Below are 25,053 nucleotides of genomic sequence, written 5' to 3'. Positions count from 1 at the left end.
GCCCGATGCCCGACATCCGTCCACGGCGCCGCGTTGGAAAACCCTTCCCCTTGCCCACGAGGAGCACGGGGATGCCCCGACCGCAGCTGGGCACGGCAGGCGCACATCTCAACAGTAGGCCGCAGAAGGCTTCCACGGGCAGCGGTCGCAGACGGTTGCCCGAATGACCCCGGCCACCCGTATGCATCTGGTATGCGCCGAACGGGTGGCCTTCAACCGCTACTCCTCTGTCGGAAGCGCAACTTCGGCCGCCGCGTCCGGTCCCTGTTCCAGCAGGACGGTGAAGCCGTCCTCGTCGAGCACAGGCACCTTGAGCTGCATCGCCTTGTCGTACTTCGAACCCGGACTGTCACCTACGACGACGAAGGACGTCTTCTTCGAAACGGAACCGGTGACTTTCGCTCCGCGGGTCTGCAGCGCCTCCTTGGCGCCGTCGCGGGTGAAGTTCTCCAGCGTGCCGGTGACGACGACGGTGAGGCCCTCCAGAGGGCGGGGGCCCTCGTCCTCGGTGGACGACTGGTCCTCCAGGGGGACTCCGGCGGCCTTCCACTTGCGCACGATCTCCCGGTGCCAGTCCTCGGCGAACCACTCCTTGAGAGCGGCGGCGATGATCGGGCCGACGCCGTCGGTGCTCGCCAGCTCCTGCTCGGAGGCCTGCTCGATCCGGTCGATGGAGCGGAACTCGCGGGCGAGGGCCTGCGCGGCGACGGGGCCGACGTGGCGGATGGAGAGGCCGTTGAGGAACCGGGCGAAGGGACGGCTCTTGGCCGCTTCGATGTTCTCCAGCAGCGCCAGGGTGTTCTTCTTCGGCTCGCCCTTCTGGTTGGCGAAGACCGTGACGACCTTCTCCTCACCGGTCTTGGGGTCCCGCTTGGGCAGGCCGCTGTCCTGGTCCAGGACGTAGGCCTTGATGGGCAGCAGCTTGTCCACGGTGAGGTCGAAGAGGTCGCCCTCGTCGACGAGCGGCGGGTCGGCCGGCTCCAGCGGCCGGGTGAGCGCGGCGGCGGCCACGTCGCCGAAGTGCTCGATGTCCAGGCACTCGCGGCCGGCGAGGTAGGAGACCCGCTCCCGCAACTGGGCCGGGCAGGTGCGCCCGTTGGGGCAGCGGAGGTCGATGTCGCCCTCCTTCATGGGCCTGAGCGGCGTGCCGCACTCCGGGCACTCGCTCGGCATCACGAACTCCCGCTCGCTGCCGTCCCGCAGGTCGACGACCGGCCCGAGGATCTCCGGGATGACGTCACCGGCCTTGCGGATGACCACGGTGTCGCCGATGAGCACCCCCTTGGCCTTGACGACGTCCTGGTTGTGCAGCGTGGCGAACTCGACCTCGCTGCCCGCGACGGTGACCGGCTCCACCTGGGCGTAGGGGGTGACGCGACCGGTGCGGCCGACGCCCACCTTGATGTCGATGAGCTTGGTGTTGACCTCTTCCGGCGCGTACTTGTAGGCGATCGCCCAGCGCGGGGCGCGGGCCGTGGAGCCCAGGCGGCCCTGGAGGCGGATCTCGTCGAGCTTGACGACGACGCCGTCGATCTCGTGCTCCACGGAGTGCCGGTTCTCGCCGTAGTACGAGATGAACTCCCGTACGCCGTCGAGGCCGTCGACGACCCTGTTGTGCCGGGAGGTCGGCAGGCCCCAGGTCTTGAGCAGGTCGTACGCCTCGGAGAGGCGGTTCATGCCCCCGAAGCCCTCCAGGGCGCCGATGCCGTGGACGACCATGTGCAGCGGCCGGCTCGCGGTGACCCGCGGGTCCTTCTGACGCAGCGAACCGGCGGCCGCGTTGCGGGGGTTGGCGAACGGCTTGTCACCGGCGGCGACCAGCCGTTCGTTGAGTTCGAGGAACTTCTCCATCGGGAAGTAGACCTCGCCGCGGATCTCCACGAGGTCGGGGACCTCCTCGCCCTCGAGGCGGTCCGGGATCTCCGCGATCGTGCGGACGTTGGGCGTGATGTCCTCGCCGGTACGGCCGTCGCCGCGGGTCGCCGCGCGCGTGAGACGACCGTGCTCGTAGGTGAGGTTGACGGCGAGGCCGTCGACCTTCAGCTCGCACAGCAGGTGGTAGACGGAGCCGCCGACGTCCTTGGCGACGCGGTCCGCCCAGGCGGCCAGTTCCTCGTCGTTGAAGGCGTTGTCCAGGGAGAGCATGCGCGAGCGGTGCTCGACGGAGGTGAACTCGGTCTCGTACGCGCCCGCGACCTTCTGCGTCGGCGAGTCCGGGGTGCGCAGCTCCGGGTACTCGTCCTCCAGCGCCTCCAGGGAACGCAGGAGCTTGTCGAAGTCCGCGTCGCTGACGACCGGGGCGTCCTTCACGTAGTACCGGAAGCGGTGCTCCTCGATCTGCTCAGCGAGTTGCGCGTGCTTCTCCCGTGCCTCGGCGGGCACCGTCGTCTCCGCTTGCTTGTCGCCGGCCACCGTGTTGTCCTCCCGTTACTCTGGGTTGTCCGCGAGGGATCTCGCCGCCCGGACGCAGTGGGCGAGCGCCCCGCGCGCGTAGGCGGGGGAAGCGCCCGCGAGTCCGCACGACGGCGTGATCGTGACCGCCTCCGCGAGAAGCCCCGGCCGCAGCCCCAGCCTGCGCCACAACGTCCTGACACCCATGACGCTACCGGCAGGGTCCGACAATGGGCCGTCCGTCCCCGGCACGACACCGGCGAACAGCCGGGTGCCGCCTTCCACCGCCTCGCCGATCACGTCGTCGTCACGCTCGGTGAGAAGCGAGAAGTCGAAGGAGACCGCCGCCGCGCCCGCCCTTCGCAGCAGGGCGAAGGGGACGTCCGGTGCGCAGGAGTGGACCACGGTGGGGCCGTCGCCGTGCACCCCGAGGACGTCGCGGAGGGTCGCCTCGACGACCTGCCGGTCCACGGCCCGGTGGGTGCGGTAGCCGCTGGCGGTCCTCACCTGGCCGCGGAGCACGACGGTGAGGGACGGTTCGTCGAGCTGGAGGACGAGTCGTGCGCCGGGGATGCGCCGGCCGACCTCGGCCAGGTGCAGGCGCAGGCCCTCGGCCAGCGACGCGGCCAGGTCCCGGCACGCCCCGGGGTCGCCGAGGGCCGCCTCGCCGTTCCTCAGCTCCAGGTTGGCCGCGAGCGTCCAGGGGCCCACCGCCTGCACCTTCAGCGGGCCCTCGTAGCCCTGGGTGAACTCCTCCAGGGCGTCGAGGTCCTCGACGAGCCAGGACCGCGCCCGCTTGGTGTCGCGTCCCGGACGGTCCCCGAGCCGCCAGCCACTGGGCTCCACGCGCGCGTACAGCTCGACGAGCATCCCGGCGGTGCGGCCGATCATGTCCGCGCCGGGGCCGCGGGCGGGGAGCTCGGGCAGGTGGGGGAAGTCCTCGAAGGTGCCGGTGACCGCCTTGACGGCCTCCCGGGCGTCACCGCCGGGCAGGGAGCCGATGCCGGTGGCCGGGCCGAACAGGGTCGCGGTCACCGGCCCGGCCTCACCGTCAGGTCGTTGACCTCGGCGTCCTCGGGCAGGTCGACCGCCATCAGGATCGTCGTGGCGACCGACTCGGGGTCGATCCACCGGGCGGCGTCGTACTCCTTGCCCTCCTGCTGGTGGACCTTGGCCTGCATCGGGCTGGCGGTGCGGCCCGGGTAGACGGAGGTGACGCGGACGCCGTTGCCGTGCTCCTCGTGGCGCAGGGAGTCGGCGAGGGCCTTGAGGCCGTGCTTGGAGGCGGCGTACGCGGACCAGTCGGCGTGGGCGGCCAGGCCCGCGCCGGAGTTGACGAACACCACGTGCCCGCGGGCGGCCCGCAGCTGGGGCAGGAAGTGGCGGGTCAGTTCGGCCGGGGAGATCAGGTTGACGTTGAGCTGGTGCCGCCAGGCCTTGGGGGTGAGTTCGCCGACCGGGCCGAGGTCGACCACGCCGGCGATGTGCAGCAGCGAGTCCACGCGGTCCGGGAGTGCCTGGTGCGAGAACGCCCAGGACAGCTTGTCCGGGTCGGCGAGGTCCCCCACGAGCGTCCGGGCGCCGGGAAACCGGGCGGCCAGCTCCTTCGCGCGTCCCGCGTCGCGCGCGTGGAGCACCAGTTCGTCGCCGCGCGCGTGGAGGCGGCGGGCGACGGCCGCGCCGATGCCGGAGCCCGCCCCGGTGATCACATGTGTAGCCATGCCCGCCATGCTCGCACCCGCGGGCGGCTACTCGATGCCCTGGCTCTCCTCCAGGTACGCCAGCGCCCCCACCGGCTCCTCCGCGAAGAACACCAGGTCGGTCAGCGGGCGCGGCAGGAAGCCCTCGTCGTCCATGCGGCGGAACTGCTCCTTGAGGCCGTCGTAGAAGCCCGCGGTGTTCAGCAGCACCACCGGCTTCTCGGTGTGGCCGTGCTTCTTCAGCTCCAGGATCTCGGTGGCCTCGTCGAGGGTGCCCGTACCGCCGACCATGATCACCACCGCGTCGGACTTCTCCAGCAGCAGCCGCTTGCGCTCGGCGAGGTCGCGGGCGATGACCATCTCGTCCGCGCCCGGCCGCGCCTTGGCCGCGAGGAAGTCCACGGAGACCCCGCACAGCCGCCCTCCCGCGGCGTGCACGCCGTCGGCGACCACTTTCATCAGGCCGACGTCCGAGCCGCCCCACACGAGCGTGTGGCCGCCCTTGCCCAGCAGTTCCGCGAACTCGCGCGCGGGTCCGGTGTAGCGGTCGTCGAGGTCGGCGGCGGAGAGGAAGACGCAGATACGCATGGGGTCACGGTACGCGGGAAGAACCGGGGGCCCGCGAACGCTTCTCCCTCCATGACCCAAGGACACACGATCACCATCGAGCAAGGCGACCGGCCCGTGCGCGTGGTGCATGGCGATCAGGTACTGGCGGAGAGCGAACGCCCTCTGATACTCAGGGAGACGGGCTGTCCGGTGCGGTACTACATACCCCCCGAGGACGTTCGGCTGGACCTGCTGAAGCCCTCCGAGACCCACACCTACTGCCCGTTCAAGGGCACCGCGTCCTACTGGTCGCTGCCGGACGCGCCGGATCTGGTGTGGTCGTATCCCGATCCCAAGCCGTCGGTCGCGCGGATCAAGGATCACCTCTGCTTCTACGAAGTCGAGGTGTCGTGAGCGTCTGAGGGCGATTATTCCGCCGCGGTGGGGCAGTCTCCACAGACATGGACAACAACACCATTTCGCGCGACGGCACCTCCCTCGCGTACCAGCGCGCCGGCGAGGGCCCGGCGGTCGTCCTCGTGAGCGGGGCGATGTCGACGGGCGCCACCGTGGCCCCTCTCGCCGGGCTCCTCGCGAAGCGTTTCACCACCGTCTGGTACGACCGACGCGGGCGCGGGCAGAGCGGGGACACCCAGCCCTACGAGGTCGCCCGGGAGGTGGAGGACCTCGCGGCGCTGATCGACGCGGTGGGCGGCCAGGCGTCGTTGTACGGCATCTCCTCGGGCGGCGCGCTCGTGCTGGAGGCTGCGGCGAGCGGGCTGCCGGTGCGGCGGGTCGCCGTGTACGAGGTGCCGTACGCCGTCTACGAGGGCGGCGCGAAGGAGCGGGCCGAGTACACGCGGAACCTGAACGAGGCACTCGGCGCGGGCCGGCGCGGTGACGCCGTGGAGCTGTTCCTCCGGCTGACGGGGCTGGCCGAGCAGATGATCCAGGGCGCCCGGAACTCCCCCATGTGGCCCGGCATGGAGGAGATCGCGCCGACCCTCGCGTACGACGACGCCGTGCTGGGCGACGGTCTGGTGCCCGAGGCCCGGCTGGCCGGGATCGAGGCGCCGGTCCTGTCGCTGGGGGGCGGCGCGAGCCCCGCGTGGATGCGCGAGGCCGCCCGGGCGGTGGCCGAAGCCGTGCCCCGGGGGACGTACCGGGTACTGGAGGGCCAGACCCACATGGTGGACCCGAACGTTCTCGCGCCGGCGCTGGCCGAGTTCCTCTGAGGGGTCAGCCGACCGAGGTCGTCGTCCTCGCGCGCGTGGTCGTCGCGATCGTCGCCGAGCCGACCACGCGCGTGTCGTCGTAGAGGACGATCGCCTGGCCGGGGGCGACGCCGCGGACCGGCTCGGTGAAGGTCACCCGCAGTTCGCCGTCGGCCAGTTCGGCGGTGACCTCGGTCTCGCCGCCGTGGGCGCGCAGCTGGGCGGTGTAGGTGCCGGGGCCGGCCGGGGCGGCGCCGCACCAGCGGGGCCGGACGGCGGTCAGGGCCGTGACGTCCAGGGCGGCGGCCGGGCCGACCGTCACCGTGTTGTCCACCGGCGAGATGTCGAGGACGTAGCGGGGCTTGCCGTCGGGGGCCGGGGTGCCGATGCGCAGGCCCTTGCGCTGGCCGATGGTGAAGCCGTACGCGCCCTCGTGCGTGCCGATCTTGGCGCCGGACTCGTCGACGATGTCGCCCTCGGCCCTGCCGAGCCGGTTCGCCAGGAAGCCCTGGGTGTCGCCGTCGGCGATGAAGCAGATGTCGTGCGAGTCGGGCTTCTTGGCGACCGCGAGGCCCCGGCGCTCGGCCTCGGCGCGGATCTCGTCCTTGGTCGTGACCGTGTCGCCCAGCGGGAAGAGCGCGTGGGCGAGCTGCTTCTCGTCGAGCACGCCGAGGACGTAGGACTGGTCCTTGGCCATGTCGGAGGCGCGGTGGAGTTCGCGGGAGCCGTCCGGCAGTTCGACGACCTTGGCGTAGTGGCCGGTGCAGACCGCGTCGAAGCCCAGGGCCAGCGCCTTGTCCAGCAGGGCGGCGAACTTGATCTTCTCGTTGCAGCGCAGGCACGGGTTCGGGGTGCGGCCGGCCTCGTACTCGGCGACGAAGTCCTCGACGACGTCCTCGCGGAAGCGGTCGGCGAGGTCCCAGACGTAGAACGGGATGCCGATGACGTCGGCGGCGCGGCGGGCGTCGCGCGAGTCCTCGATGGTGCAGCAGCCACGCGCGCCCGTGCGGAACGACTGCGGGTTCGCGGAGAGCGCCAGGTGGACGCCGGTCACGTCGTGGCCGGCCTCGGCTGCGCGGGCGGCCGCGACGGCGGAGTCCACGCCGCCGGACATGGCGGCGAGGACGCGGAGGGGGCGGATGGGCTGCGGGATGTCAGTCATAGCCCTTCAAGGGTACGGGGGTCCGGGAACCGGAGCCCGCGAGTATCCGTTGACGATCACATGGGGGCGCAGAAGAGGTCCGGGGACGCCGACCGGCGGCTGGGGCGGCGCGCGCTGATCGTCGGCGGGGCGGCCGCCGCCGTCGGCACCGCGGCGCTGGCGCGCGAGGAGCTGTCGCACCTGTGGTGGCGGCTGCCGGGCGTGGAGAAGCCGCGGGTGGCGGGCGCGGTGGACTTCCGGGGGGCGCGGTGGATCGCGGCCTCGCCGGGGAACTACCGGCGGGCGGACCGGCCGGACGACTACCCGATAGACCGGGTGGTCGTCCATGTGACGCAGGGCGGTTACGCGAGCGCGGTGAAGGTCTTCCAGGACCCCGCCCACCAGGCCGCGGCCCACTACATCGTCCGCCGGGACGGGCGGATCACCCAGATGATCCGCGAGCTGGACGTGGCGTACCACGCGGGCAACAGGCAGTACAACGAACGCAGCGTCGGCATCGAGCACGAGGGTTTCGTGGAACGCAGATCCTCCTTCACGGACGCGATGTACGCCGCCTCGGCGCGGCTGACGGCGGGGATCTGCGGGCGGTACGGCATACCCGTCGACCGGGAGCACGTCATCGGGCACGTGGAGGTGCCGGGGACGGACCACACCGACCCGGGGCCGTACTGGGACTGGGACCGGTACATGGGTCTCGTACGGCGGGCCGGACAGGCCCGGGGCCGGTGATGAAATCGTGATGCTGTGGGTAGCGGGCGTGCACCGCGTGTCCGTTGCGTCCCGCCCGGCGGAGGTGACCTGCATGACACCAACTCGGCAGTATCTTCCAGTGAGTTGAGCGAGCTCACGCTCACGGCGCGTTCACAGCCCGCGCGGCCGGCTCCCAACTTCGGCCCAGTCCCCGCACAGCCCTCGGGTCGAGCATCCCGGGCCATGGCTGACATCACCGAGCCCGATCGCCGCACGAGCGACACGGGCAGCAGGAGCGAGAAGAAGACCAGGCACACCAAGGCCGGCCGGGCCGCCGGCGGCAAGGGCATGCACCGGCGCAGGTTCCTCGGCGGCATGGCCGGGGTGGGACTCGGGGCGGTCGCGGGGGCGGGCGGCGCCCTCTCCCTGCTGACCGAGGCGGGGAAGAACAGGGCGAGCGCGGCGACCGCAACCGCCACCCTCACCGTCCCGGACCTTCTGGAGGGCACCACATCCGACGGCACCACCACCTTCACTCTGGAGGCGAAGACCGGCACCGCGGAGGTCCTCTCCGGGGTCACCAGCGACACGATGGGCTACAACCAGTCCTTCCTCGGCCCCACCATGAAGTGGACCAAGGGCGACACGGTCCTGCTGGACATCACCAACAGCCTGGGTGAGGACACCACCGTCCACTTCCACGGCGCGCACGTCCCGGCCAAGATGGACGGCGGCCCCCAGGTCGCCTTCGCCGACGGGGAGACCTGGTCCCCGACGTTCACGGTCAAGGACGAGGCCAAGACCCTCTGGTACCACCCGCACGCCCTTGGCACCACGGCGAAGCAGGCGGTGCACGGCCTGGCCGGCATGATCATCGTGGAGGACGGCTCCACCGCCTCCGCCGACCTGCCCAGCACCTACGGCACCGACGACATCCCGCTCATCTTCCAGAGCCTGGCCACCGACAGCGGTGGCGACCTCAAGTACAACCTCACCGGCTACCTGAGCAGCGCTCTGAGCTTCCCGCTGCTGCTGAACGGCACGAACGTCGACGACACCACGCTGACGTTCACTGCGACGAAGACCCGCACCCGGTTCCGGTGCCTCAACGCCTCGCCGTCGGACATCATCACCATCCAGCGCGGCGACGGCGGCACGCTGAACCAGATCGCCACCGACCAGGGCTATCTCACCGCGGCCACCGAGGTGGACAGCATCCGGCTGGTGGCCGGCGCCCGCGCGGAGTTCGTGCTGGACCTGTCGGACGCGGTCACGCTCCAGGCGGTCGTCACCACCGGCTGGGTGCGCGGCGGCAGCGGCACCTACGACGTGCTGGCGATCACCGCGTCCGGCACCGACACCCCGGACGACCTGCCGAACTCGCTCAACACCATCGACCGGTACGACACCGGCGACTTCACCGCCCGGACCATCACGCTCGGCCAGAGCGGCACGACCATGACGATCAACGGGTCGGCGGGGACGAGCATGTCGTCCATGGCGATGATCAGCACCACGCTGGGCGCCAGGGAGATCTGGACGATCAAGAACGGCACCCAGCTGGAGCACTCGTTCCACCTCCACGACGTGCCCTACCAGTTGATCTCCATCAACGGCGAGGATCCGACCGGCGTGGACCTCGGCTGGTTCGACACCTACGAGGTGGTCGGCGGCGGGTCCATCGAGATCGCCATGGAGTTCACGGACTTCTCCGACAACACCTACATGTACATGCTCCACTGCCATCTGCTGCAGCACGAGGACGAGGGCATGATGGCGTCCCTGATGGTGACGGACAGCTAGACCGGCCGGAACTCAGGTCAGCCCCGCGGCGCGAGCACGCTCCACCGCGGGGCCGATCGCCTTGGCGACCGCTTCCACGTCGGCCTCCGTGGAGGTGTGGCCGAGGGAGAAGCGCAGGGTGCCGCGGGCCAGGTCGGGGTCGGTGCCGGTGGCCAGCAGGACGTGGCTGGGCTGGGCGACGCCGGCGGTGCACGCGGAGCCGGTGGAGCACTCGATGCCCTGGGCGTCGAGGAGCAGCAGCAAGGAGTCGCCCTCGCAGCCGGGGAAGGTGAAGTGGGCGTTGGCGGGGAGCCGGTCGACGGGGTCCCCGCCGTAGATGGCGTCCGGCACCGCCGTACGCACCGCCTCGACCAGGCTGTCGCGCAGGGCGCCGATCTCGTTGGCGAACCACTCCCGCTGCTCGGCGGCGAGGCGGCCGGCGACGGCGAAGGAGGCGATCGCCGGGACGTCGAGGGTGCCGGAGCGGACGTGGCGCTCCTGGCCGCCGCCGTGCAGGACCGGCACGGGGGTGTACTCGCGACCCAGGACCAGGGCGCCGATGCCGTACGGGCCGCCGATCTTGTGGCCGGAGACGGTCATCGCGGCGAGGCCGGAGGCGGCGAAGTCGACGGGGACCTGACCGAAGGCCTGGACGGCGTCGGCGTGCAGCGGAATGCCGAACTCCTGCGCCACGTCGGCGAGTTCGCGGACCGGCAGGACCGTGCCGATCTCGTTGTTGGCCCACATCACGGTGGCCAGGGCGACGTCCTCGGGGTTGCGGGCGAGGGCCTCGCGCAGGGCGTCGGGGTGGACTCGGCCGTAGGAGTCGACGGGGAGGTACTCGACGGTGGCGCCCTCGTGTTCGCCGAGCCAGTGCACGGTGTCGAGGACGGCGTGGTGCTCGACGGGGCTGGCGAGGACACGGGTGCGGGCCGGGTCCGCGTCGCGGCGGGACCAGTACAGGCCCTTCACCGCGAGGTTGTCGGCCTCGGTGCCGCCGGAGGTGAAGACGACCTCGCTCGGGCGGGCGCCGAGTGCCTCGGCGAGGGTCTCGCGGGATTCCTCGACCGTGCGGCGGGCCTGCCGGCCGGAGGCGTGCAGTGAGGACGCGTTGCCGGTGATGCTCAGCTGGGCGGTCAGTGCCTCCGCCGCCTCCGGGAGCATCGGGGTCGTGGCGGCGTGGTCGAGGTAAGCCATGGTGGGCCCGATTCTACGGGGCCGGTGTCGCCGGCCTCGGGGCCAGGCTCCCCGGGAGGTGCCCGCCGCGGCTCACAGGCTCCAGGAGACGGTGTTGGACAGCTCCATCGCGACCGCCAGGACCACGAGGTCGGCCACGCCCAGGGTCAGGCCGAGGAAGGCCCGTCCGCGGCGCTTGGTGCCGCGCCACAGGGCCGCACCGGCGAGGGCGATGGCGATCGGGCCCAGGAAGACGTTCAGGACGAGCAGGCCGACGAGGCCGAGGATGAAGGACGCGACGGCCATGCCGTCGGCGTCGCGACGGGTCGGGGCGGAGGTGGTGCCGTTGGCAGGGGCGGTGAGTTGCATGACGGGTCAGCTCCCGGCAGGACGTAGGGGCGGCAGGGTCAGTGGGTGCGGCGGCCGTGGCGCTCGCGGAGCGCGAAGATGCCGAGCCAGGCGGCGATCAGTGCGGCCGCGACCAGGGTGAAGGTGAACGGCGCGTGGGCGACGGTGCCCAGCACGGCGCCGAAGAGCATCAGTGCGGCGACCAGGAACAGCATGGGATCGATCCCCCTTCGACACGTCCCGAGGGACGCTCTCGTTACGTTTCGGTGAACAGTTGTAGTAACAGTTGTTCACTGACTCTAGAGTCTAGCGTGTTCCCCCGCTTTCCAAATCCAGAGAACAGTTCTTAACTGGATGACATGAGTCACACCCTCGGCATCCGGCAGGCCCAGAAACTCAAGACCAGGCAGGCGCTCCTCGACGCCGCGCTCGGTCTGCTGGAGGGGCAGAGCCTGAGCAGCCTCGGCCTGCGCGAGGTCACCCGCGCCGTCGGCGTCGCACCGACCGCCTTCTACCGGCACTTCCGCTCCATTGCGGATCTGGGCGTGGCCCTGGTCGAGGAGGCCCTGGGCAGCCTTCATCCCATGATCCGCACGACGGTGACCGCGGCGGACAACAGTGACGAACGCATCGCACGCGCCATTGAGTTGATTGCCGGTCATGTTGACGCGTACCCAGCACATGTCCGCTTTATCGCCCGGGAACGACATGGCGGAGTTCAGTCGGTGCGGGAGGCGATCCGGGACCAACTGGCCCGGTTCGCCGAGGAGGTGAGCGCCGAGCTCGCCAAGGACCTCGAGGCGGAGGGCTGGAGCGAGGAGGACCTGCTGATGCTGGCCCACCTGTACGTGGACCAGATGCTGATCACCGCCTCGCTGTTCCTGGAGGCGCTGGACGGCACCGAGGGGGACCGGGAGCGGATCACGCAGGTCGCGACCCGGCAGATGCGGCTGATCAGCATCGGGCGGCAGCACTGGCTGGACTGAACGGGTCGGGGCGCCGGACGGCACGAAGGGGCGGCACCCCCGGTGAACGGGGGTGCCGCCCCTCTCGTACGCCCGCCGCGTCGGTCAGCTCTTGGTGACCGACGCCGCCGGCTGCCCGGTGGGGGCGCCGCTCGGCGCGGCGCCGCCCGGGCCGCCGCAGCCGCCCATGCCGCCGCCGGGACCGCCCTGACCGCCCCCCTGACCCCCGCCGGGCGCACCGCTGGGTGCGCCACTGGGCATGCCCGTGGGGTTGCCGGTCGGCCTGGCCGTGCCCGTCGGGGCGCCCGAGGGGGCACCGCTCGGCCTGCCCGAGGCGTTCCCGGCGGGTGCCGAACACGCCTGCTGCCGACCGGAGTTTCCGCCGTTCGAGGACGACGAGGAGTCGCCGGAGCCGCAGGCCACCAGAGCCAGAGGCGCGAGCGCCAGCAGCGCCACCGCGGGAACGAGACCCACACGCTTCATGAGAAACAACTCCAAGGAGGATGAGGGAGTCCTGAGGCGGGCACTCAATCAACGGCGCTTAGGGCTTCCTTGGGGGCGGTCTGTCGCCGGCCTGTGATTCGGGTAAAGCGGACGTCAACAAACCCGAACCGACCTGCGCGTTCACGAATCGGCGTCCCCGGCCCGCTGGTACAGGGCTGTGACGGAGGCGGCCGCCGCGGCCAGTTCCGCGCGCACCTGCGGCGGCGCGAGGACCTCCACGTGGTCGGCGAACGGCAGCAGCTGCCGCGCCTCCCCGGCCACGCCGTACGACAGCCACACGGTCACCCACTCCCCCTCGCCGTCGGTGTCCGGCAGCCGCACGATCTGGGCGCCGTTCAGGCGCAGGAACATGTCGAGGCGGTCGCGCCGGACCCGGACGGTGACGTCGAGCCCGCCCGGGCGCTCCTCGACCTGGCGGCGCAACGCCTCCCAGACGTCGGCGAGTTCGACGCCGGGCCGGCGCCGCACGGGATCGTCCAGGACCGTCGCCGACCGCACCCGGTCGGCCCGGAACAGCCGCGGCTCCGTCCGCCGGTCGGCGACCAGGTACCAGACCCCGGCCTTCGAGACGAGCCCGTACGGGTCGACGGTGTACGTCCGCGGCTCCCGCTCCCCGCTGTGCCGGTAGCGCAGCCTCAGGCGCCGGTCGGCGAACACGGCGTCCTGCAGCACGTCCAGGTCGACGACCCTTTGCGGACCGCCCTTCCAGCGTGTGGCGTCGACGAGGATGCGGCGGCTGGTCACCTCGGCGGCCGGGCGGTACGGCGCCGGCAGCGCGGCCATCACCTTGCGCAGCGCCGAGCCGAGGGCGGCGTCCAGGCCGAGGGCCGCGTGCGCGCCCTGGGCGGCCAGGATGAACAGGGCGCGGGACTCGTCGGCGGTCAGCCCCGTGACGTCCGTACGGAAGCCGGCGAGCAGCTCGATGCCGCCGTGCCGCCCGCGCTCGGCGTAGACGGGGACGCCGGAGGCGGACAGGGCCTCGACGTCCCGGTAGATGGTGCGCACCGACACCTCCAGCCGTTCCGCCAGTTCGTGCGCGGGGACGCGGCCCCGGGTCTGCAGGAGCAGCAGGATCGACAGCAGGCGGTCGGCTTTCACGGCACCAGGATCCGGTGCCGTGAACCCCGTCGGCAAATGTTGACGGAAACTGTCAGGTTATGCAGGGACTCTTCGGTTGTCGGCCCACCGGTTTCGGGCCGGCCCACCAGAGAGAGGCAGCACATGAACGCCATCGACCCCCGCCCCGTGTACGCCCGCGCCACCGAGCAGGTGGCCGCGCTGATCCGGACGGTCCGCCCCGAGCAGCTCGACGGTCCCACCCCCTGCGCGGAGTTCGACGTCCGCACGCTCCTGTCCCACATGGTCGGCGGCAGCCTGCGCATCGCGGTCGTCGGCGAGGGCGGCGACGGCATGGCCGTGCACCCCTTCGCCGAGGGTGTGGCGGACGAGGACTGGACGACGGCGTACGAGGAGGTCCGCACGCGGGTGATCAAGGCCTGGGAGAGCGACGCCCGTATGGAGGCGCCGGTGCGGGTGCCCTGGGGCGAGGTGCCGGGCCGGGCGGCCCTGTCGGGCTATGTGATGGAGCTGGTGACCCACACCTGGGACCTCGCCGAGTCCCTCGGCCACCCGCTCGGTCTCGACCCGGAGCCGGCCGAGTTCGCCCTCGCCACGGCGCGCCGGGTGCTGTCCGAGCCCGAGCGGGACGCGGACACCCCCTTCGCCTCGGCCGTGCCGGCCCCCGCGGGGGCCGACGTCTACGGTGAGCTGGCGGCGTGGCTGGGGCGGAAGCCGCTCAGCCGAGCCTGACGCGGGCGAGCTGGCGGGACTGGGCCACCAGGCGGTCGGTGCTGTCCCAGACCTCGGCGTCCTCCTCCAGGAAACCGCCGGCGAGGTTGCGGGTGGTGATGGAGACGCGCAGCGGGCCGGGGGCGGGACGGGAGCGGACGTGGACCGTCAGTTCGACCGTGGGGACCCAGCCCTTCAGGCCGATCTCGAAGGCGGTCGGCGGGAGCGCGTCCACCGCGAGCAGGAGGGAGAGCGGGTCGGCGTCGCGGCCGTCGGCAAGGCCGAACCAGGCCCGCATCTCGCCCCTGCCGGAGGGCGCGCCGAGCGCCCAGCCGAGGGTGGCGGGGTCCAGCTTGATCATCAGGCGGTCGGTGATGGCCGAGCTGCCGGGGACCGGCGAGGGGCCGTCCTGGGGGCCGAAGCACTCCTGCAGCGGCGGCATGGCGGGCGGCGCGGCGGTCGTCCGCACGTCGTCGGGGAGGGCGTCCAGGTCGCCGTAGGAGGCCAGCACGCGGATGCGTTCGACCTCGCGGCCCTCCTCGTCGTACTGCAGGAGGGAGGCCTGGCCGGTGGAGAGGGTGCGGCCGGTGCGGACCGTCTCCGTGCGCACGACCGCCGGGCCCGGCTGGGACGCGGTGAGGTAGTGCGCCGAGATGGTGAAGGGGTCCGTGTGCGGCAGCGTGTCCGCAAGGGCGCGGCCCAGGACGGCCAGGAGGTAGCCGCCGTTGACGGCGTTGATGATGGTCCAGCCGACGGAGAGGTCGATGTCGTAAACGCCGGGGGCGCGCTCGGTGAGCGCGGTGTCGCGGTCGAACTCGCTGTCGCCGATCGTGGCCCGCGTCGGGGCCGCGGCGGAGGCTGCTTCTGGCATGGATGAACCGTACAACAGGAAATTACTAAGCGGTAGCTTTGAGTATGACGACGGTGTGACACGTGTGCTCGGCGCCGTCGCCCGGGTGAGATACCGGCAATTTCTCGGTAAGTGTCCGCACTCGTCCTCAACCCGGGCCTCCTCCCGGCCCTCTATGGGGACATGAGCCTCACCGGGACTCCGTTCCTCTACACCCTGATCGTGCTGTTCGCGGTCGCCCTGATACTGCCGCTCGTCCTGTGGTCGCGGGTGCGCGGGCCCAAAGCCCTGCGTGCGGTGGCCCGGATGTTCATGGTGCTGTTCGCCCAGGGCACCGCGGTCGCGCTGGTCTTCGTCCTCGTCAACAACGCCAACAGCCTGTACGACAACTGGGCCGACCTCCTCGGCACCGGCAACCACGTGCAGCAGGCCGCCAACCTCGGCGCCGACGGCACCGGCGGCATCGCGCTGGAACGGTTGCCCAAGGTGCGGCAGAACTTCGCCGCGGCCACCGGCCCGGGCATGCGCGGAGTGCGCGTCACCCAGCTCAAGGGCCGCGTCTCCGGCGTCAACGCCGAGGTCTACGTCTGGCTGCCGCCCCAGTACGGCGAGCCGAAGTACGCCCACCACAAGTTCCCCGTCGTCGAGCTGCTGCCCGGCTACCCCGGCTCCGCGAAGGCCTGGTTCGGCTCGCTGCACGCGACCGCGCAGCTGGCCCCGCTGATGCGCGGCGGGGAGGTCTCGCCGTTCATCCTGGTCGCCCCGCGCACCAACCTGCTGGCCGGCGTCGACACGGGCTGCGCCAACATTCCCGGCACCGTCAACGCCGACAGCTGGCTGAGCATCGACGTGCCGAAGATGGTCACGGACAACTTCCGGGCCCAGCCCGCCCCCAGGGGCTGGGCGGTCGCCGGGTACTCGGCGGGCGCGCACTGCGCGGTGAAGCTGGCCGTTGCCCACCCGGACCGCTACATGGCCGCCGTCAGCATGTCCGGCTACAACGACCCGATCGGCGAACGCAACTCACTCGCCGCGCAGAACCTGCGGATCCGGGCGGCGAACAACCCCTACCTGCTGCTGAGGAAGGCGCTCACGCCGCCCCGCATCGCGCTGTACATCTCCGGCCAGCCGCGCGACGGCTACGAGGCGGGAGTCGCCCTGGAACAGACCGCGAAGGCCCCGACGACGGTCCACGTGATCTTCATCCCGAGGAGCGCGGGCGGCCACAACATGGCACTGTGGCGGCCGCAGGTGGTCCCGGCGTTCCGCTGGCTGTCGGTGCAGATGGGCCAGCACCGGGCGCGCGGCACTACTCCTCCCGTACCGTCGAGCGGCGGTTCCACGCGCGCGGCGCTCGCCAGTGGTACTTCATCGCGAGCAGGCGCAGGACGAAGGCGGTGACGACCGCGAGGCCGCTGGTGAACGGGGAGAGGGCGTCGTAGCGGATGCACAGCACGACCATGGTGGCGCCGACGATCGCGGGGACCGCGTAGAGGTCGCGGTCCCAGCGCAGCAGGGACGGCACCTCATTGGCGAGGACGTCGCGCAGCACACCACCGCCGACGGCGGTGGCGAGGCCGAGGGTGGCCGACGAGGTGAGGCTCAGTCCGTACTCGTACGCCTTCGTCGTGCCGGCGACGCAGAAGAGGCCGAGACCGGCCGCGTCGAAGACGTTCACCGCGACCTGGATGCGCTCCACCTGCGGGTGCAGGAAGAAGACCAGGAGGGTGGCGAGCAGCGGGGTGATGAAGTAGCCGAGGTCCGTGAAGGCGGCGGGCGGTACCGCGCCGATGATCAGGTCCCTCAGCAGCCCTCCGCCCAGCGCGGTGATCTCGGCGAGAACGGCGATGCCGAAGACGTCGAAGTTCTTGCGGACGGCAAGCAGCGCGCCGGAGATGGCGAACACGAAGATGCCGATGAGATCGAGCGTGTGCTGGACGGAGGGGCTGAACAGTTGCTGAAGCACCCCATATTCTTACGCAGGGGTTTCTACAGGGCGGGCTTGCCCGTCGTGTAGAGCCACTTCTGGAACAGGCCGTCGAGCTTCTGGCCGGAGACCCGCTCGGCGAGGCGGATGAACTCGGCGGTGTTCGCGTTGCCGTAGCGGTGGATGCGCGTCCAGGTGGGCAGCAGCTTGAAGAACGCCTTGTCGCCGATGCGCTCGCGCAGCGCCTGAAGGGTCATCGCGCCGCGCTGGTAGACCGCGGAGGCGAACATGGTGTCGCGCTGCGGGTCGGCGACGGTGATCTGCCAGAACGCGTTGTCGGCGGGGCGGGCGTTGTAGGCGGCCAGGAAGGAGTCGTGGGCGCTGCGGGTGCCCTGGTGCTCGGCCCACAGCCACTGGGCGTAGGTGGCGAAGCCCTCGTTGAGCCAGATGTCCTTCCAGCGCTCCACCGACACCGAGTCGCCGAACCACTGGTGGGCCAGCTCGTGCACGATGGTGGTCTCGTTGCGGACGGCCGAGTACGCGGGCTTGCTCTGCACCTCCAGGGAGAACCCGGCCTCGGGCATGTCGTCGACGATCGCGCCGGTCTCCTCGAAGGGGTAGGGACCGAAGACCTGCGACCAGTAGTCGGTGGCGGCGGCCGTGACGGCGTACACGTCGACGTTGTTGCTGTTCGCCAGCACCGGGTCGATGGCGACGTAGATCGGGATGCCGGACGGCGTCCGGCCCGTCTTCACGTCGAACTTCCCGATCGTCGCCGTCGCGAGATAGGTCGCCATGGGCCTGCTCTCGCGCCAGTGCGTGTACGTCGAGCTGCCCTTGTCGTACGTCGAGACCAGCCGGCCGTTGGAGACGCCGGTCAGGCCCCTGGGGGCCTTGATGCGGATGTCGTAGGTGGCCTTGTCGGCGGGGTGGTCGCTGGAGGGGAACCAGGTGGAGGCGGCGTTGGGTTCGCAGGCGACGAAGACGCCGTCGGGGGTCTTCATCCAGCCGTAGTCGGAACCGAAGACGATGGGGCCGTTCAGGGCCTCGGGGACGCCGCCGTAGGTGACGGCGACCCGGAAGTCGCGGCCCTTGCGCAGAACTGTCTTGGGTGTGATGCGCAGTTCGTCGCCGTCGCGGGTGAAGTCGGCGCGTCTGCCGTTCACTTCGACCCGGGTGACCTCGAGTTTCTGCAGGTCGAGGTCGAAGGACGAGAGGGTCCGGGTGGCGCGGGCGGTGAGGGTCGTACGGCCGTCGAGGCGGTCGGTGTCCGGGTCGTACGCCACGTCGAGGGCGTAGTGCCGGGCGTCGAAGCCGCCGTTGCCGAGCAGCGGGAAGTAGGAGTCGCCGATGCCGGGGGCGCCCGGGGTGGGGGCGGAGGACGCGGCGACGACAAGGAAAGAGGCCGCCGCGGTCGCGAGGGCCCCTAAACGTGCCGAACGGGAGAGTTTCATGAGCCGTCCCTTTCGAGCGTGTGCCGATAAGTCGGAACACGGACGACTCTGAACTCTCCCGTTCGAACATGTGCATGACTTTGCCAACTTGTCATGCGTTACTTGTCAGTTGACTCCTGGCTCTCGGCGGCGTCCGCACCGGACTCCGCAGACCCGGCGGGCTCCGCGGCCTTGACCGGCTCAGGCTTCCCGGTCTGCTCCGCGACCTCCGCCGCCACCGCCGCCGACGTCTCCGCCGACTCCGCGAGGACCTCGTCGGAGACCAGTTCGGCCGCCTCCCTGGCCGCGGTCAGCAGGACGGTGTCCTGCGGGGCCTGGTCCTCGAAGTTCTCCGGGTGGTGGCAGGCGACCTGCTGGCCGGGCTTGAGCTCCACGAGCTTCGGCTCGGTCGTCCGGCAGATCTCCGTCGCCTTCCAGCACCGGGTGTGGAAGCGACAGCCGCTCGGCGGGGCGATCGGCGAGGGCACGTCGCCCTTGAGCAGGATGCGCTCGCTCTTGGCGCTCCGGCGCCGCGGGTCCGGGATCGGCACCGCCGACATCAGGGCCTTGGTGTACGGGTGCATCGGCGCCCGGTACAGCGAGTCCCGGTCCGCCAGCTCGACGATCTTGCCGAGGTACATCACCGCGATCCGGTCCGAGACGTGCCGGACGACCGAGAGGTCGTGCGCGATGATCACGTACGTCAGGCCCAGTTCCTCCTGGAGGTCGTCCATGAGGTTCACGACCTGCGCCTGGATCGACACGTCCAGCGCGGAGACCGGCTCGTCCGCCACGACCAGCTTCGGCTTCAGGGCGAGCGCGCGGGCGATGCCGATGCGCTGGCGCTGACCGCCGGAGAACTCGTGCGGGTAGCGGTTGTAGTGCTCGGGGTTGAGGCCGACCACCGACAGCAGCCGCTGCACCTCCTTCTTGACCCCGCCCTCCGGCTCGACGCCCTGGAGCCGGAAGGGGGCCCCGACGATCGTTCCGATGGTGTGGCGCGGGTTCAGCGAGGAGTACGGGTCCTGGAAGATCATCTGCACGTCACGGCGCATCGGGCGCATGCCGCCCACACCGAGGTGCGTGATGTCCTTGCCCTCGAACTCGATGGTGCCGGCGGTCGGTTCGAGCAGCCGGGTGATCAGCCGGCCCATCGTCGACTTGCCGCAGCCCGACTCGCCCACGACGCCGAGGGTCTCGCCGGAGCGGACCTCGAAGTCGATGCCGTCGACCGCGCGCACGGCACCGACCTGCCGCTGCAGCAGGCCCTTCTTGATCGGGAAGTGCTTCTGGAGCCCCGTCACCTTCAGCAGGGTCTCGCCCGGCGCGACCCCGTCCTTGACGGCCGCCGTGCCTTCGCTCTTCGCGGGAGTGGTCACAGCTTTGTCCTCGCTCACAGCTTCGGCGCAATCTCTTCGGTCCAGATACGCTCCCGCTGCTCCTGCGTCATGTGGCAGGCGGCCCAGTGCTGGCTGCCGACCTCGGTCAGCTCGGGGCGCACCGTGCGGGTGACGTTGTCCTTCGGGATGTCCGCGTAGGGGCAGCGCGGGTTGAAGGCGCAGCCGGACGGGATGTTGATCAGCGACGGCGGGGAGCCCTTGACCGGGATCAGCCGTTCCTGCTGCTCGCGGTCCAGGCGCGGCATCGAGCCGAGCAGACCCCAGGTGTAGGGGTGGCGGGGTTCGTAGAACACCTTCTCCGCCGGGCCCCGCTCCACGCAGCGGCCGCCGTACATCACCAGGATGTCGTCGGCGAGCTCGGCGACGACGCCCAGGTCGTGGGTGATGATGATGACCGCGGAGCCGAACTCCTTCTGCAGGTCCCGGATCAGGTCCAGGATCTGCGCCTGGACGGTCACGTCCAGGGCGGTGGTCGGCTCGTCCGCGATGAGCAGCTCGGGGTTGTTCACCAGCGACATCGCGATCATCGCGCGCTGGCGCATACCGCCGGAGAACTCGTGCGGGTAGTTGTCCACCCGCTTGTCCGGCTGCGGGATGCCCACCCGGTCGAGCATCTCGACCGCGCGCCTCTTCGCGGTCTTCTTGTCGACGTTGTGGTGGATGCGGTACGCCTCGACGATCTGCTGGCCGATCGTGTAGTACGGGTGCAGGGCCGACAGCGGATCCTGGAAGATCATCGCCATCTCGCGGCCGCGCAGCTTGCGCACCTCGTCCGGGTCGGCGGTCAGCAGCTCGGTGCCGTCCAGCCAGATCTCGCCGGAGATCTGCGCCTTGCGCTTGCCGTACTGGCCGGCGGTGTGCAGGCCCATGATGCCGAGCGAGGTCACCGACTTGCCGGAACCGGACTCGCCCACGATGCCGAGGGTCTTGCCCTTCTCCAGCTTGAAGGAAAGCCCGTCGACGGACTTCACCAGGCCGTCGTCGGTCGGGAAGTGCACCTTCAGGTCGCGCACTTCCAGGAAGGACGTCGGGGCGGGCGAGGTGCTCGTGGGCTCACCCACGGCCGCTCCGCTCTTGCTCAGTTCCGTCATGCGAGCCTCACTCGGGGGTCGATCACGGCGTACAGGACGTCCACCACGAGGTTGGCGATCAGCACCGCGAGAGAAGTGATCAGGGTGACGCCCAGGATGATGGGCAGGTCCTGGGTCTTGATGGCGTTGAGCACGGCCTGGCCGAGGCCGGGCAGGCTGAACGTCGTCTCGGTCAGGATCGCGCCGCCGATGAGGGCGCCGAGGTCCATGCCGAGCATGGTCAGGATGGGCGTCATCGTGGAGCGCATGGCGTGCTTGCTGATGACGACCTGCTCCTTGAGGCCCTTCGCGCGCGCCGTGCGGATGTAGTCCTCGCCGAGGATCTCCAGCATGGTGGCGCGGGTGATCCGGGCGTACATCGCCGCGTACAGGAACGCGAGGGTGACCCACGGCAGGATCATGCCGCCCAGCCAGCCGGTGAAGCTGTCGGTGAGGGGCACGTACTTGCCGTCGATCCAGCCGAGGCCGTAGCTGAAGATCGCCAGCGACAGCAGACCGGTGAAGTAGATCGGCAGCGACACACCGCCGAGCGCGATGACCATCGCGCCGCGGTCCCACAGGGTGCCCCGCTTGAGCGCGGAGAGCACACCGGCCGCGACACCGAAGACCAGCCACAGCACGGCGGCACCGAGCGCCAGACCCAGGGTCACCGGGAAGCGGTCGGTGAGCACGGGCCAGACGTCCTGCTCGGTACGGAAGGAGTAGCCGAAGCAGGGCGCGGCGCAGTGGGTGATGTCGCCGCCGGCCGAGTAGGTACGGCCGACGAAGATGCCCTTGAAGAAGTGCCAGACCTGAACGAAGATCGGGTCGCTCAGTCCCAGCTTCTCGCGCACCGCTGCCACCGACGCCGGGTCGGCCTGCTTGCCCACGAAACTTGAGGCGATGTCCACGCCCGCCCACTTGGGGACGAGGAAGAAGATGCAGAAGACCACCAGGATGATGACCACCAGCATCACTGCGGCGGCGAAGAGCCGCCTGATGAGGTAAGCGAGCACAGCTAACGGCCCGCCGCAGGACCGCGGGCCGCCGGAGGTCGTCCGGTGGCCCACGGTCCCGCCGCGCCGGCCTTCACCTGCCTTTCGTGCCGTTCGGCGGGTGTGCCGGGATTACTTCGTGGACTTCAGACCGATGTTGACGAAGTCGTAGTAGCCGCTGTAGGCGTTCGACGTGTAGACGTTGCCGATCCGCGAGGAGCGGAAGTTCAGCAGGCGCTCGAAGGTGAAGGGCAGGTAGTACGCGCCCTCGCTCACCTTGTGGTTGATCTGCGTGGCGATCTGGGTCTTCTTCGCCTCGTCCTGCGTACCGATGTACTGGTCGAACAGGCCGTCGATCGCCTTGTCCTTGATCATGGCGAAGTTGTTGTTGCCGCTCTGCAGGATGTAGTGGCTGCTCCACAGCGGGATGCCGTAACCCTGGACGGTCGGGAAGTCAGGACCCCAGCCCATGATGATGATGCCGAGCTTCTTCTTCGCCACGTTCGCCGGGGCGCCGATGATGCCGGAGCTCTGCGAACCGTCGTACTGGTAGATGTCGGCGTTGATGCCGACCTTCTTCAGCGACGCCTGCAGGGACGTGGCCGTGGCCACCTCCTGCGCCTTGTTGTTGCGGACGGCGATGGTGGTGCTGAAGCCGCTGGGCTTGCCGCAGGCCTTCAGCTCCTTCTTGGCCAGGTCGGCGTTGCCGCTCTTGTTGGCACCGGAGATGCCGTACGGGTCGTACTTCTGGCCCTCGGAGCCGGCGACCGACGGCGGGAGCATGTTGGTGCCGATGTCACCACCGGCGACCGGGCCACCACGCGCGGTCTGGATCGACACGTGGTCGGCCGCGTAGATGACGGCCTTGCGGCAGTGGATGTTGTCGAACGGCTTGACCGTCTGCGGGAAGACCGCGTAGCGGATGAAGCCGGAGACCGGGTTGTCCAGGTTGCCCTTGTGCTGCTTCAGGGCGATCTGGCGCGCCTGCGGGCCGAGGCCCGTCTGGCTGGCGTCGATGTCGTAGTCGCCGTTGATCAGACGCTGGTCCGAGTCGTTCTGGTTGGACGAGATGTCCAGCGTGATCTTGTCCGGGTACGCCTTGCGGACGGGGTCCGAGGACGCCTTCCAGTTGGTGTTGCGGACCAGGACCAGGCCCTTGCCCGGGCTGTACGACTGGAACTTGTACGGGCCGGAGGAGAACGGGTGCAGCGTGTACTTGGCCTTGGTGTCCTTGTCCTGGCGGACCGGGGAGGCCGTGACCATGGCGAGGACCTCGGGGAAGTCCGAGTTCGCCTTGGGCAGGTGGAAGACGATCGTCTTGGCGTCGGGCGTGGAGATCGCCTTCAGGCCGAGCTTGTCCTTCGAGGTGTCCTTGTAGGGACCCTTGTAGGTGTTCTTCGGGTCGAGCATCTGCTGGAGGTAGATCGGACCGCCGGACAGCACGTCCTGCGCCCAGACGCGCTCGATGCCGTACTTGATGTCCTGCGAGGTGATGGCCTTGCCGTCCTCCCACGTGATGCCGTCACGCAGGTGGAAGGTGTAGGTCTTGCCGTCGGAGGAGACCTGGCCCATGTCGGTGGCGAGGTCCGGGGTGAGCTTCGCACCCTCGGCGCCCGGCTGGGTCTTGTAGGTCAGCAGCTGGCGGCTGTAGTAGCGCGAGAAGTCCCACATGAAGCCGTAGTAGCCGCGCGTGGTGTCCCAGAAGTCGGCGTCCTGGGTGCTGACGTACTTCAGGGTGCCGCCCTTCTTGACCTGCGAGGCCTGGGCGACCTTGTTGTTCGCGGCGTCGAAGCCGGCAGCGCCGGACGACGAGCCTCCCTTGTCGTTGCCGCCGCCGCACGCTGCCAAGGTCAGCAGCCCGGCGACCGCGGCAGCAGCGGCCAACGCCTGCTTGCGCCGCCCTGAGGTGCGTTGGGTAGTCACGATCTCGGATCCTCCGGATTTGATGAGAGACCCCGTGCTGGTGCCACGGGACGCTTGCGGTGGGGCGGTCAACGGGAGCCCTTCGGGTCCAGCGCGTCCCGCACGCCGTCACCGAAGAGGTTGAAGGCCAGAACGGTGATGAAGATCGCTACGCCAGGGACGATCATGTACATCGGGTCCGAGTCGTAGTAGTCGATCGCGGTCGACAGCATCTGCCCCCAGGAGGACGTGGGCGGCTTGACGCCCACACCCAGGAAGCTGAGTGCCGCCTCGGTGAGGATGTTGGTCGGGATCATCATCGTCGTGTAGACGATGATCGGCGCGACGAGGTTGGGCAGCAGTTCCTTGAACAGGATGTAGAACCGCCCGGCTCCCAGGGACCGTGCCGCCTCGACGTACTCCCGCTCACGCATCGAGAGGGTCTGGCCGCGCACCACTCGCCCGATGTAGGGCCAGCCGAAGAAGCCGATGACCAGGATCATCACGAACACACGGACGTTGGACCCGGTCAGCCCCAGCATGTCGTTGGGCATGACGGAGACCAGCGCGATGATGAACAGCAGCTGCGGGAAGGCCAGCAGGCCGTCCATGACCCGGCTGATGACCGAGTCGACCCAGCCGCCGAAGAAGCCGGCCAGGATGCCCAGGATCGTGCCGAGGACGACGGCGACGATCGCGGACAGGAAGCCGACGAGGAGCGAGATCCGGGCGCCGTAGAGGACGCGGGCGAAGATGTCGCGGCCGTTGACGGGCTCGACGCCGAGCCAGTGCTCCCCGCTGATGCCGCCCAGGGACCCCTTGGGGGTGCTGAACAGGGGGTCGATCAGGCTCTCGTGGTAGGCGTCGGGGTCCTGACCGTAGGCCTGGGCGATCAGGGGGGCGAACAGCGCGACCAGGATGAGGAGGAGCACGATGATGCCGCCCGACAGGGCGAGCTTGTCCCGCTTGAGGCGCTCCCAGGCGATCCGGCCCAGGGAACGACCCTGTACGGCCTTGGCGCCGGCTGTGGCAACCGCTGCTTCCTCGGCCGCGCTCGGGGCCGCTTCCGCAGTCGGCTCGTGCAATGGTGCCGTCATCTGGCAGGGACCCCTCTTCGATTCAACCGGCGGTGGCCGGCCCGCACTTGCCGCTGTGGCGGCGTGATCAGCCGTCGTACACGGGGACGAAGTCCCCTGGAGCGGGAGTC

25 protein-coding genes are annotated in these 25,053 nt (G+C 70.2%); 7 read left to right on the top strand and 18 right to left on the bottom strand.

Features of this window, described 5'->3' with window-relative positions; genetic code table 11:
- Window positions 1-219: 219 nt before the first annotated feature.
- The 4 genes from ligA to FBY22_RS04715 are packed head-to-tail and all read right to left on the bottom strand — an operon-like array spanning window position 220 to window position 4,679.
- Window positions 220-2,412 carry an NAD-dependent DNA ligase LigA gene (ligA, locus tag FBY22_RS04730; RefSeq protein WP_142142632.1) on the bottom strand — a complete coding sequence of 731 codons (2,193 nt, stop codon included), beginning with the start codon at window positions 2,410-2,412 and terminating at the stop codon, window positions 220-222.
- 15 nt (window positions 2,413-2,427) lie between these two features.
- Window positions 2,428-3,426, bottom strand: a complete 999-nt coding sequence (locus FBY22_RS04725) for a methionine synthase (RefSeq protein WP_142142631.1) — start codon at window positions 3,424-3,426, stop codon at window positions 2,428-2,430.
- Window positions 3,423-4,121 (bottom strand): SDR family oxidoreductase, encoded by a 699-nt coding sequence (locus FBY22_RS04720; protein ID WP_142142630.1) that lies wholly within the window; start codon window positions 4,119-4,121, stop codon window positions 3,423-3,425. The genes FBY22_RS04725 and FBY22_RS04720 overlap by 4 nt, the downstream gene beginning before the upstream one ends.
- An 18-nt stretch (window positions 4,122-4,139) precedes the next feature.
- A complete protein-coding gene (locus FBY22_RS04715; protein WP_142142629.1) occupies window positions 4,140-4,679 on the bottom strand; it encodes a TIGR00730 family Rossman fold protein in 540 nt (179 codons plus the stop codon).
- Window positions 4,680-4,730: 51 nt separating this feature from the next.
- Between FBY22_RS04715 and FBY22_RS04710 the strand changes: the two genes are divergently transcribed.
- On the top strand, window positions 4,731-5,054 hold the full coding sequence (locus FBY22_RS04710) for a DUF427 domain-containing protein (RefSeq protein ID WP_142142628.1): 324 nt from the start codon (window positions 4,731-4,733) through the stop codon (window positions 5,052-5,054).
- 47 nt (window positions 5,055-5,101) lie between these two features.
- Window positions 5,102-5,875, top strand: coding sequence for an alpha/beta fold hydrolase (locus FBY22_RS04705; RefSeq protein WP_142142627.1), 774 nt, complete (start codon window positions 5,102-5,104; stop codon window positions 5,873-5,875).
- Between the two features lie 4 nt (window positions 5,876-5,879).
- Here FBY22_RS04705 and mnmA read toward each other — a convergent pair whose 3' ends face one another.
- Window positions 5,880-7,016: a tRNA 2-thiouridine(34) synthase MnmA gene (gene mnmA / locus FBY22_RS04700; protein WP_142142626.1), complete on the bottom strand. Its 1,137-nt coding sequence runs from the start codon at window positions 7,014-7,016 to the stop codon at window positions 5,880-5,882.
- Window positions 7,017-7,076: 60 nt separating this feature from the next.
- On the opposite strand from mnmA, the gene FBY22_RS04695 reads away from it, so the two are divergent.
- A complete protein-coding gene (locus tag FBY22_RS04695; RefSeq protein WP_142142625.1) occupies window positions 7,077-7,745 on the top strand; it encodes an N-acetylmuramoyl-L-alanine amidase in 669 nt (222 codons plus the stop codon).
- Window positions 7,746-7,949: 204 nt separating this feature from the next.
- Window positions 7,950-9,509 carry a multicopper oxidase family protein gene (locus FBY22_RS04690; protein ID WP_260844711.1) on the top strand — a complete coding sequence of 520 codons (1,560 nt, stop codon included), beginning with the start codon at window positions 7,950-7,952 and terminating at the stop codon, window positions 9,507-9,509.
- 12 nt (window positions 9,510-9,521) lie between these two features.
- On the opposite strand, the gene FBY22_RS04685 is transcribed toward FBY22_RS04690, so the two are convergent.
- The 3 genes from FBY22_RS04685 to FBY22_RS44095 all read right to left on the bottom strand — a co-directional run bounded on the left by FBY22_RS04685 (window position 9,522) and on the right by FBY22_RS44095 (window position 11,227).
- Window positions 9,522-10,685, bottom strand: coding sequence for a cysteine desulfurase family protein (locus FBY22_RS04685; RefSeq protein WP_142142624.1), 1,164 nt, complete (start codon window positions 10,683-10,685; stop codon window positions 9,522-9,524).
- A 72-nt stretch (window positions 10,686-10,757) separates the two neighbouring features.
- Window positions 10,758-11,033: a DUF4190 domain-containing protein gene (locus FBY22_RS04680; RefSeq protein ID WP_142142623.1), complete on the bottom strand. Its 276-nt coding sequence runs from the start codon at window positions 11,031-11,033 to the stop codon at window positions 10,758-10,760.
- A gap of 38 nt (window positions 11,034-11,071) precedes the next feature.
- Window positions 11,072-11,227, bottom strand: coding sequence for a hypothetical protein (locus FBY22_RS44095; protein WP_174267089.1), 156 nt, complete (start codon window positions 11,225-11,227; stop codon window positions 11,072-11,074).
- A 144-nt stretch (window positions 11,228-11,371) separates the two neighbouring features.
- Between FBY22_RS44095 and FBY22_RS04675 the strand changes: the two genes are divergently transcribed.
- Complete coding sequence (locus tag FBY22_RS04675; RefSeq protein WP_142142622.1) at window positions 11,372-11,998, top strand: TetR family transcriptional regulator; 627 nt, start codon at window positions 11,372-11,374, stop codon at window positions 11,996-11,998.
- Window positions 11,999-12,082: 84 nt separating this feature from the next.
- Here the strand turns inward: FBY22_RS04675 and FBY22_RS04670 are convergent, their stop codons facing one another.
- Together FBY22_RS04670 and FBY22_RS04665 are read right to left on the bottom strand one after the other, a co-directional pair.
- On the bottom strand, window positions 12,083-12,460 hold the full coding sequence (locus FBY22_RS04670) for a hypothetical protein (RefSeq protein WP_142142621.1): 378 nt from the start codon (window positions 12,458-12,460) through the stop codon (window positions 12,083-12,085).
- Window positions 12,461-12,601: 141 nt separating this feature from the next.
- The gene (locus FBY22_RS04665; protein ID WP_142142620.1) at window positions 12,602-13,579 is read right to left on the bottom strand and encodes a YafY family protein; all 978 of its coding nucleotides are present in this window, start codon (window positions 13,577-13,579) and stop codon (window positions 12,602-12,604) included.
- Between the two features lie 123 nt (window positions 13,580-13,702).
- Between FBY22_RS04665 and FBY22_RS04660 the strand changes: the two genes are divergently transcribed.
- A complete protein-coding gene (locus tag FBY22_RS04660; RefSeq protein WP_142142619.1) occupies window positions 13,703-14,290 on the top strand; it encodes a TIGR03086 family metal-binding protein in 588 nt (195 codons plus the stop codon).
- Here the strand turns inward: FBY22_RS04660 and FBY22_RS04655 are convergent.
- A complete protein-coding gene (locus FBY22_RS04655; protein WP_142142618.1) occupies window positions 14,277-15,140 on the bottom strand; it encodes a thioesterase family protein in 864 nt (287 codons plus the stop codon). The genes FBY22_RS04660 and FBY22_RS04655 overlap by 14 nt on opposite strands.
- Window positions 15,141-15,302: 162 nt before the next feature.
- On the opposite strand from FBY22_RS04655, the gene FBY22_RS04650 reads away from it, so the two are divergent.
- Window positions 15,303-16,520, top strand: a complete 1,218-nt coding sequence (locus FBY22_RS04650) for an esterase family protein (RefSeq protein WP_142147370.1) — start codon at window positions 15,303-15,305, stop codon at window positions 16,518-16,520.
- Here the strand turns inward: FBY22_RS04650 and FBY22_RS04645 are convergent.
- The 7 genes from FBY22_RS04645 to FBY22_RS04615 all read right to left on the bottom strand — a co-directional run bounded on the left by FBY22_RS04645 (window position 16,429) and on the right by FBY22_RS04615 (window position 24,943).
- Entirely contained in the window at window positions 16,429-17,085 is a 657-nt protein-coding gene (locus FBY22_RS04645; protein WP_142142617.1) for a trimeric intracellular cation channel family protein, read from the bottom strand. The genes FBY22_RS04650 and FBY22_RS04645 overlap by 92 nt on opposite strands.
- 23 nt (window positions 17,086-17,108) lie before the next feature.
- On the bottom strand, window positions 17,109-18,500 hold the full coding sequence (locus tag FBY22_RS04640; RefSeq protein WP_142142616.1) for a M1 family metallopeptidase: 1,392 nt from the start codon (window positions 18,498-18,500) through the stop codon (window positions 17,109-17,111).
- 98 nt (window positions 18,501-18,598) lie between these two features.
- On the bottom strand, window positions 18,599-19,858 hold the full coding sequence (locus FBY22_RS04635) for an ABC transporter ATP-binding protein (protein ID WP_260844710.1): 1,260 nt from the start codon (window positions 19,856-19,858) through the stop codon (window positions 18,599-18,601).
- A gap of 14 nt (window positions 19,859-19,872) precedes the next feature.
- The gene (locus tag FBY22_RS04630) at window positions 19,873-20,970 is read right to left on the bottom strand and encodes an ABC transporter ATP-binding protein (RefSeq protein ID WP_142142614.1); all 1,098 of its coding nucleotides are present in this window, start codon (window positions 20,968-20,970) and stop codon (window positions 19,873-19,875) included.
- Window positions 20,967-21,965: an ABC transporter permease gene (locus FBY22_RS04625; protein WP_142142613.1), complete on the bottom strand. Its 999-nt coding sequence runs from the start codon at window positions 21,963-21,965 to the stop codon at window positions 20,967-20,969. The genes FBY22_RS04630 and FBY22_RS04625 overlap by 4 nt, the downstream gene beginning before the upstream one ends.
- 111 nt (window positions 21,966-22,076) lie before the next feature.
- The gene (locus FBY22_RS04620; protein WP_142142612.1) at window positions 22,077-23,867 is read right to left on the bottom strand and encodes an ABC transporter substrate-binding protein; all 1,791 of its coding nucleotides are present in this window, start codon (window positions 23,865-23,867) and stop codon (window positions 22,077-22,079) included.
- A 68-nt stretch (window positions 23,868-23,935) separates the two neighbouring features.
- Window positions 23,936-24,943, bottom strand: a complete 1,008-nt coding sequence (locus tag FBY22_RS04615; protein ID WP_142142611.1) for an ABC transporter permease — start codon at window positions 24,941-24,943, stop codon at window positions 23,936-23,938.
- Window positions 24,944-25,053: the final 110 nt, after the last annotated feature.

This window comes from Streptomyces sp. SLBN-31 (genome assembly GCF_006715395.1).
GTDB lineage: Bacteria > Actinomycetota > Actinomycetes > Streptomycetales > Streptomycetaceae > Streptomyces.
This window is presented reverse-complemented; position numbering and strand designations above follow the sequence as displayed.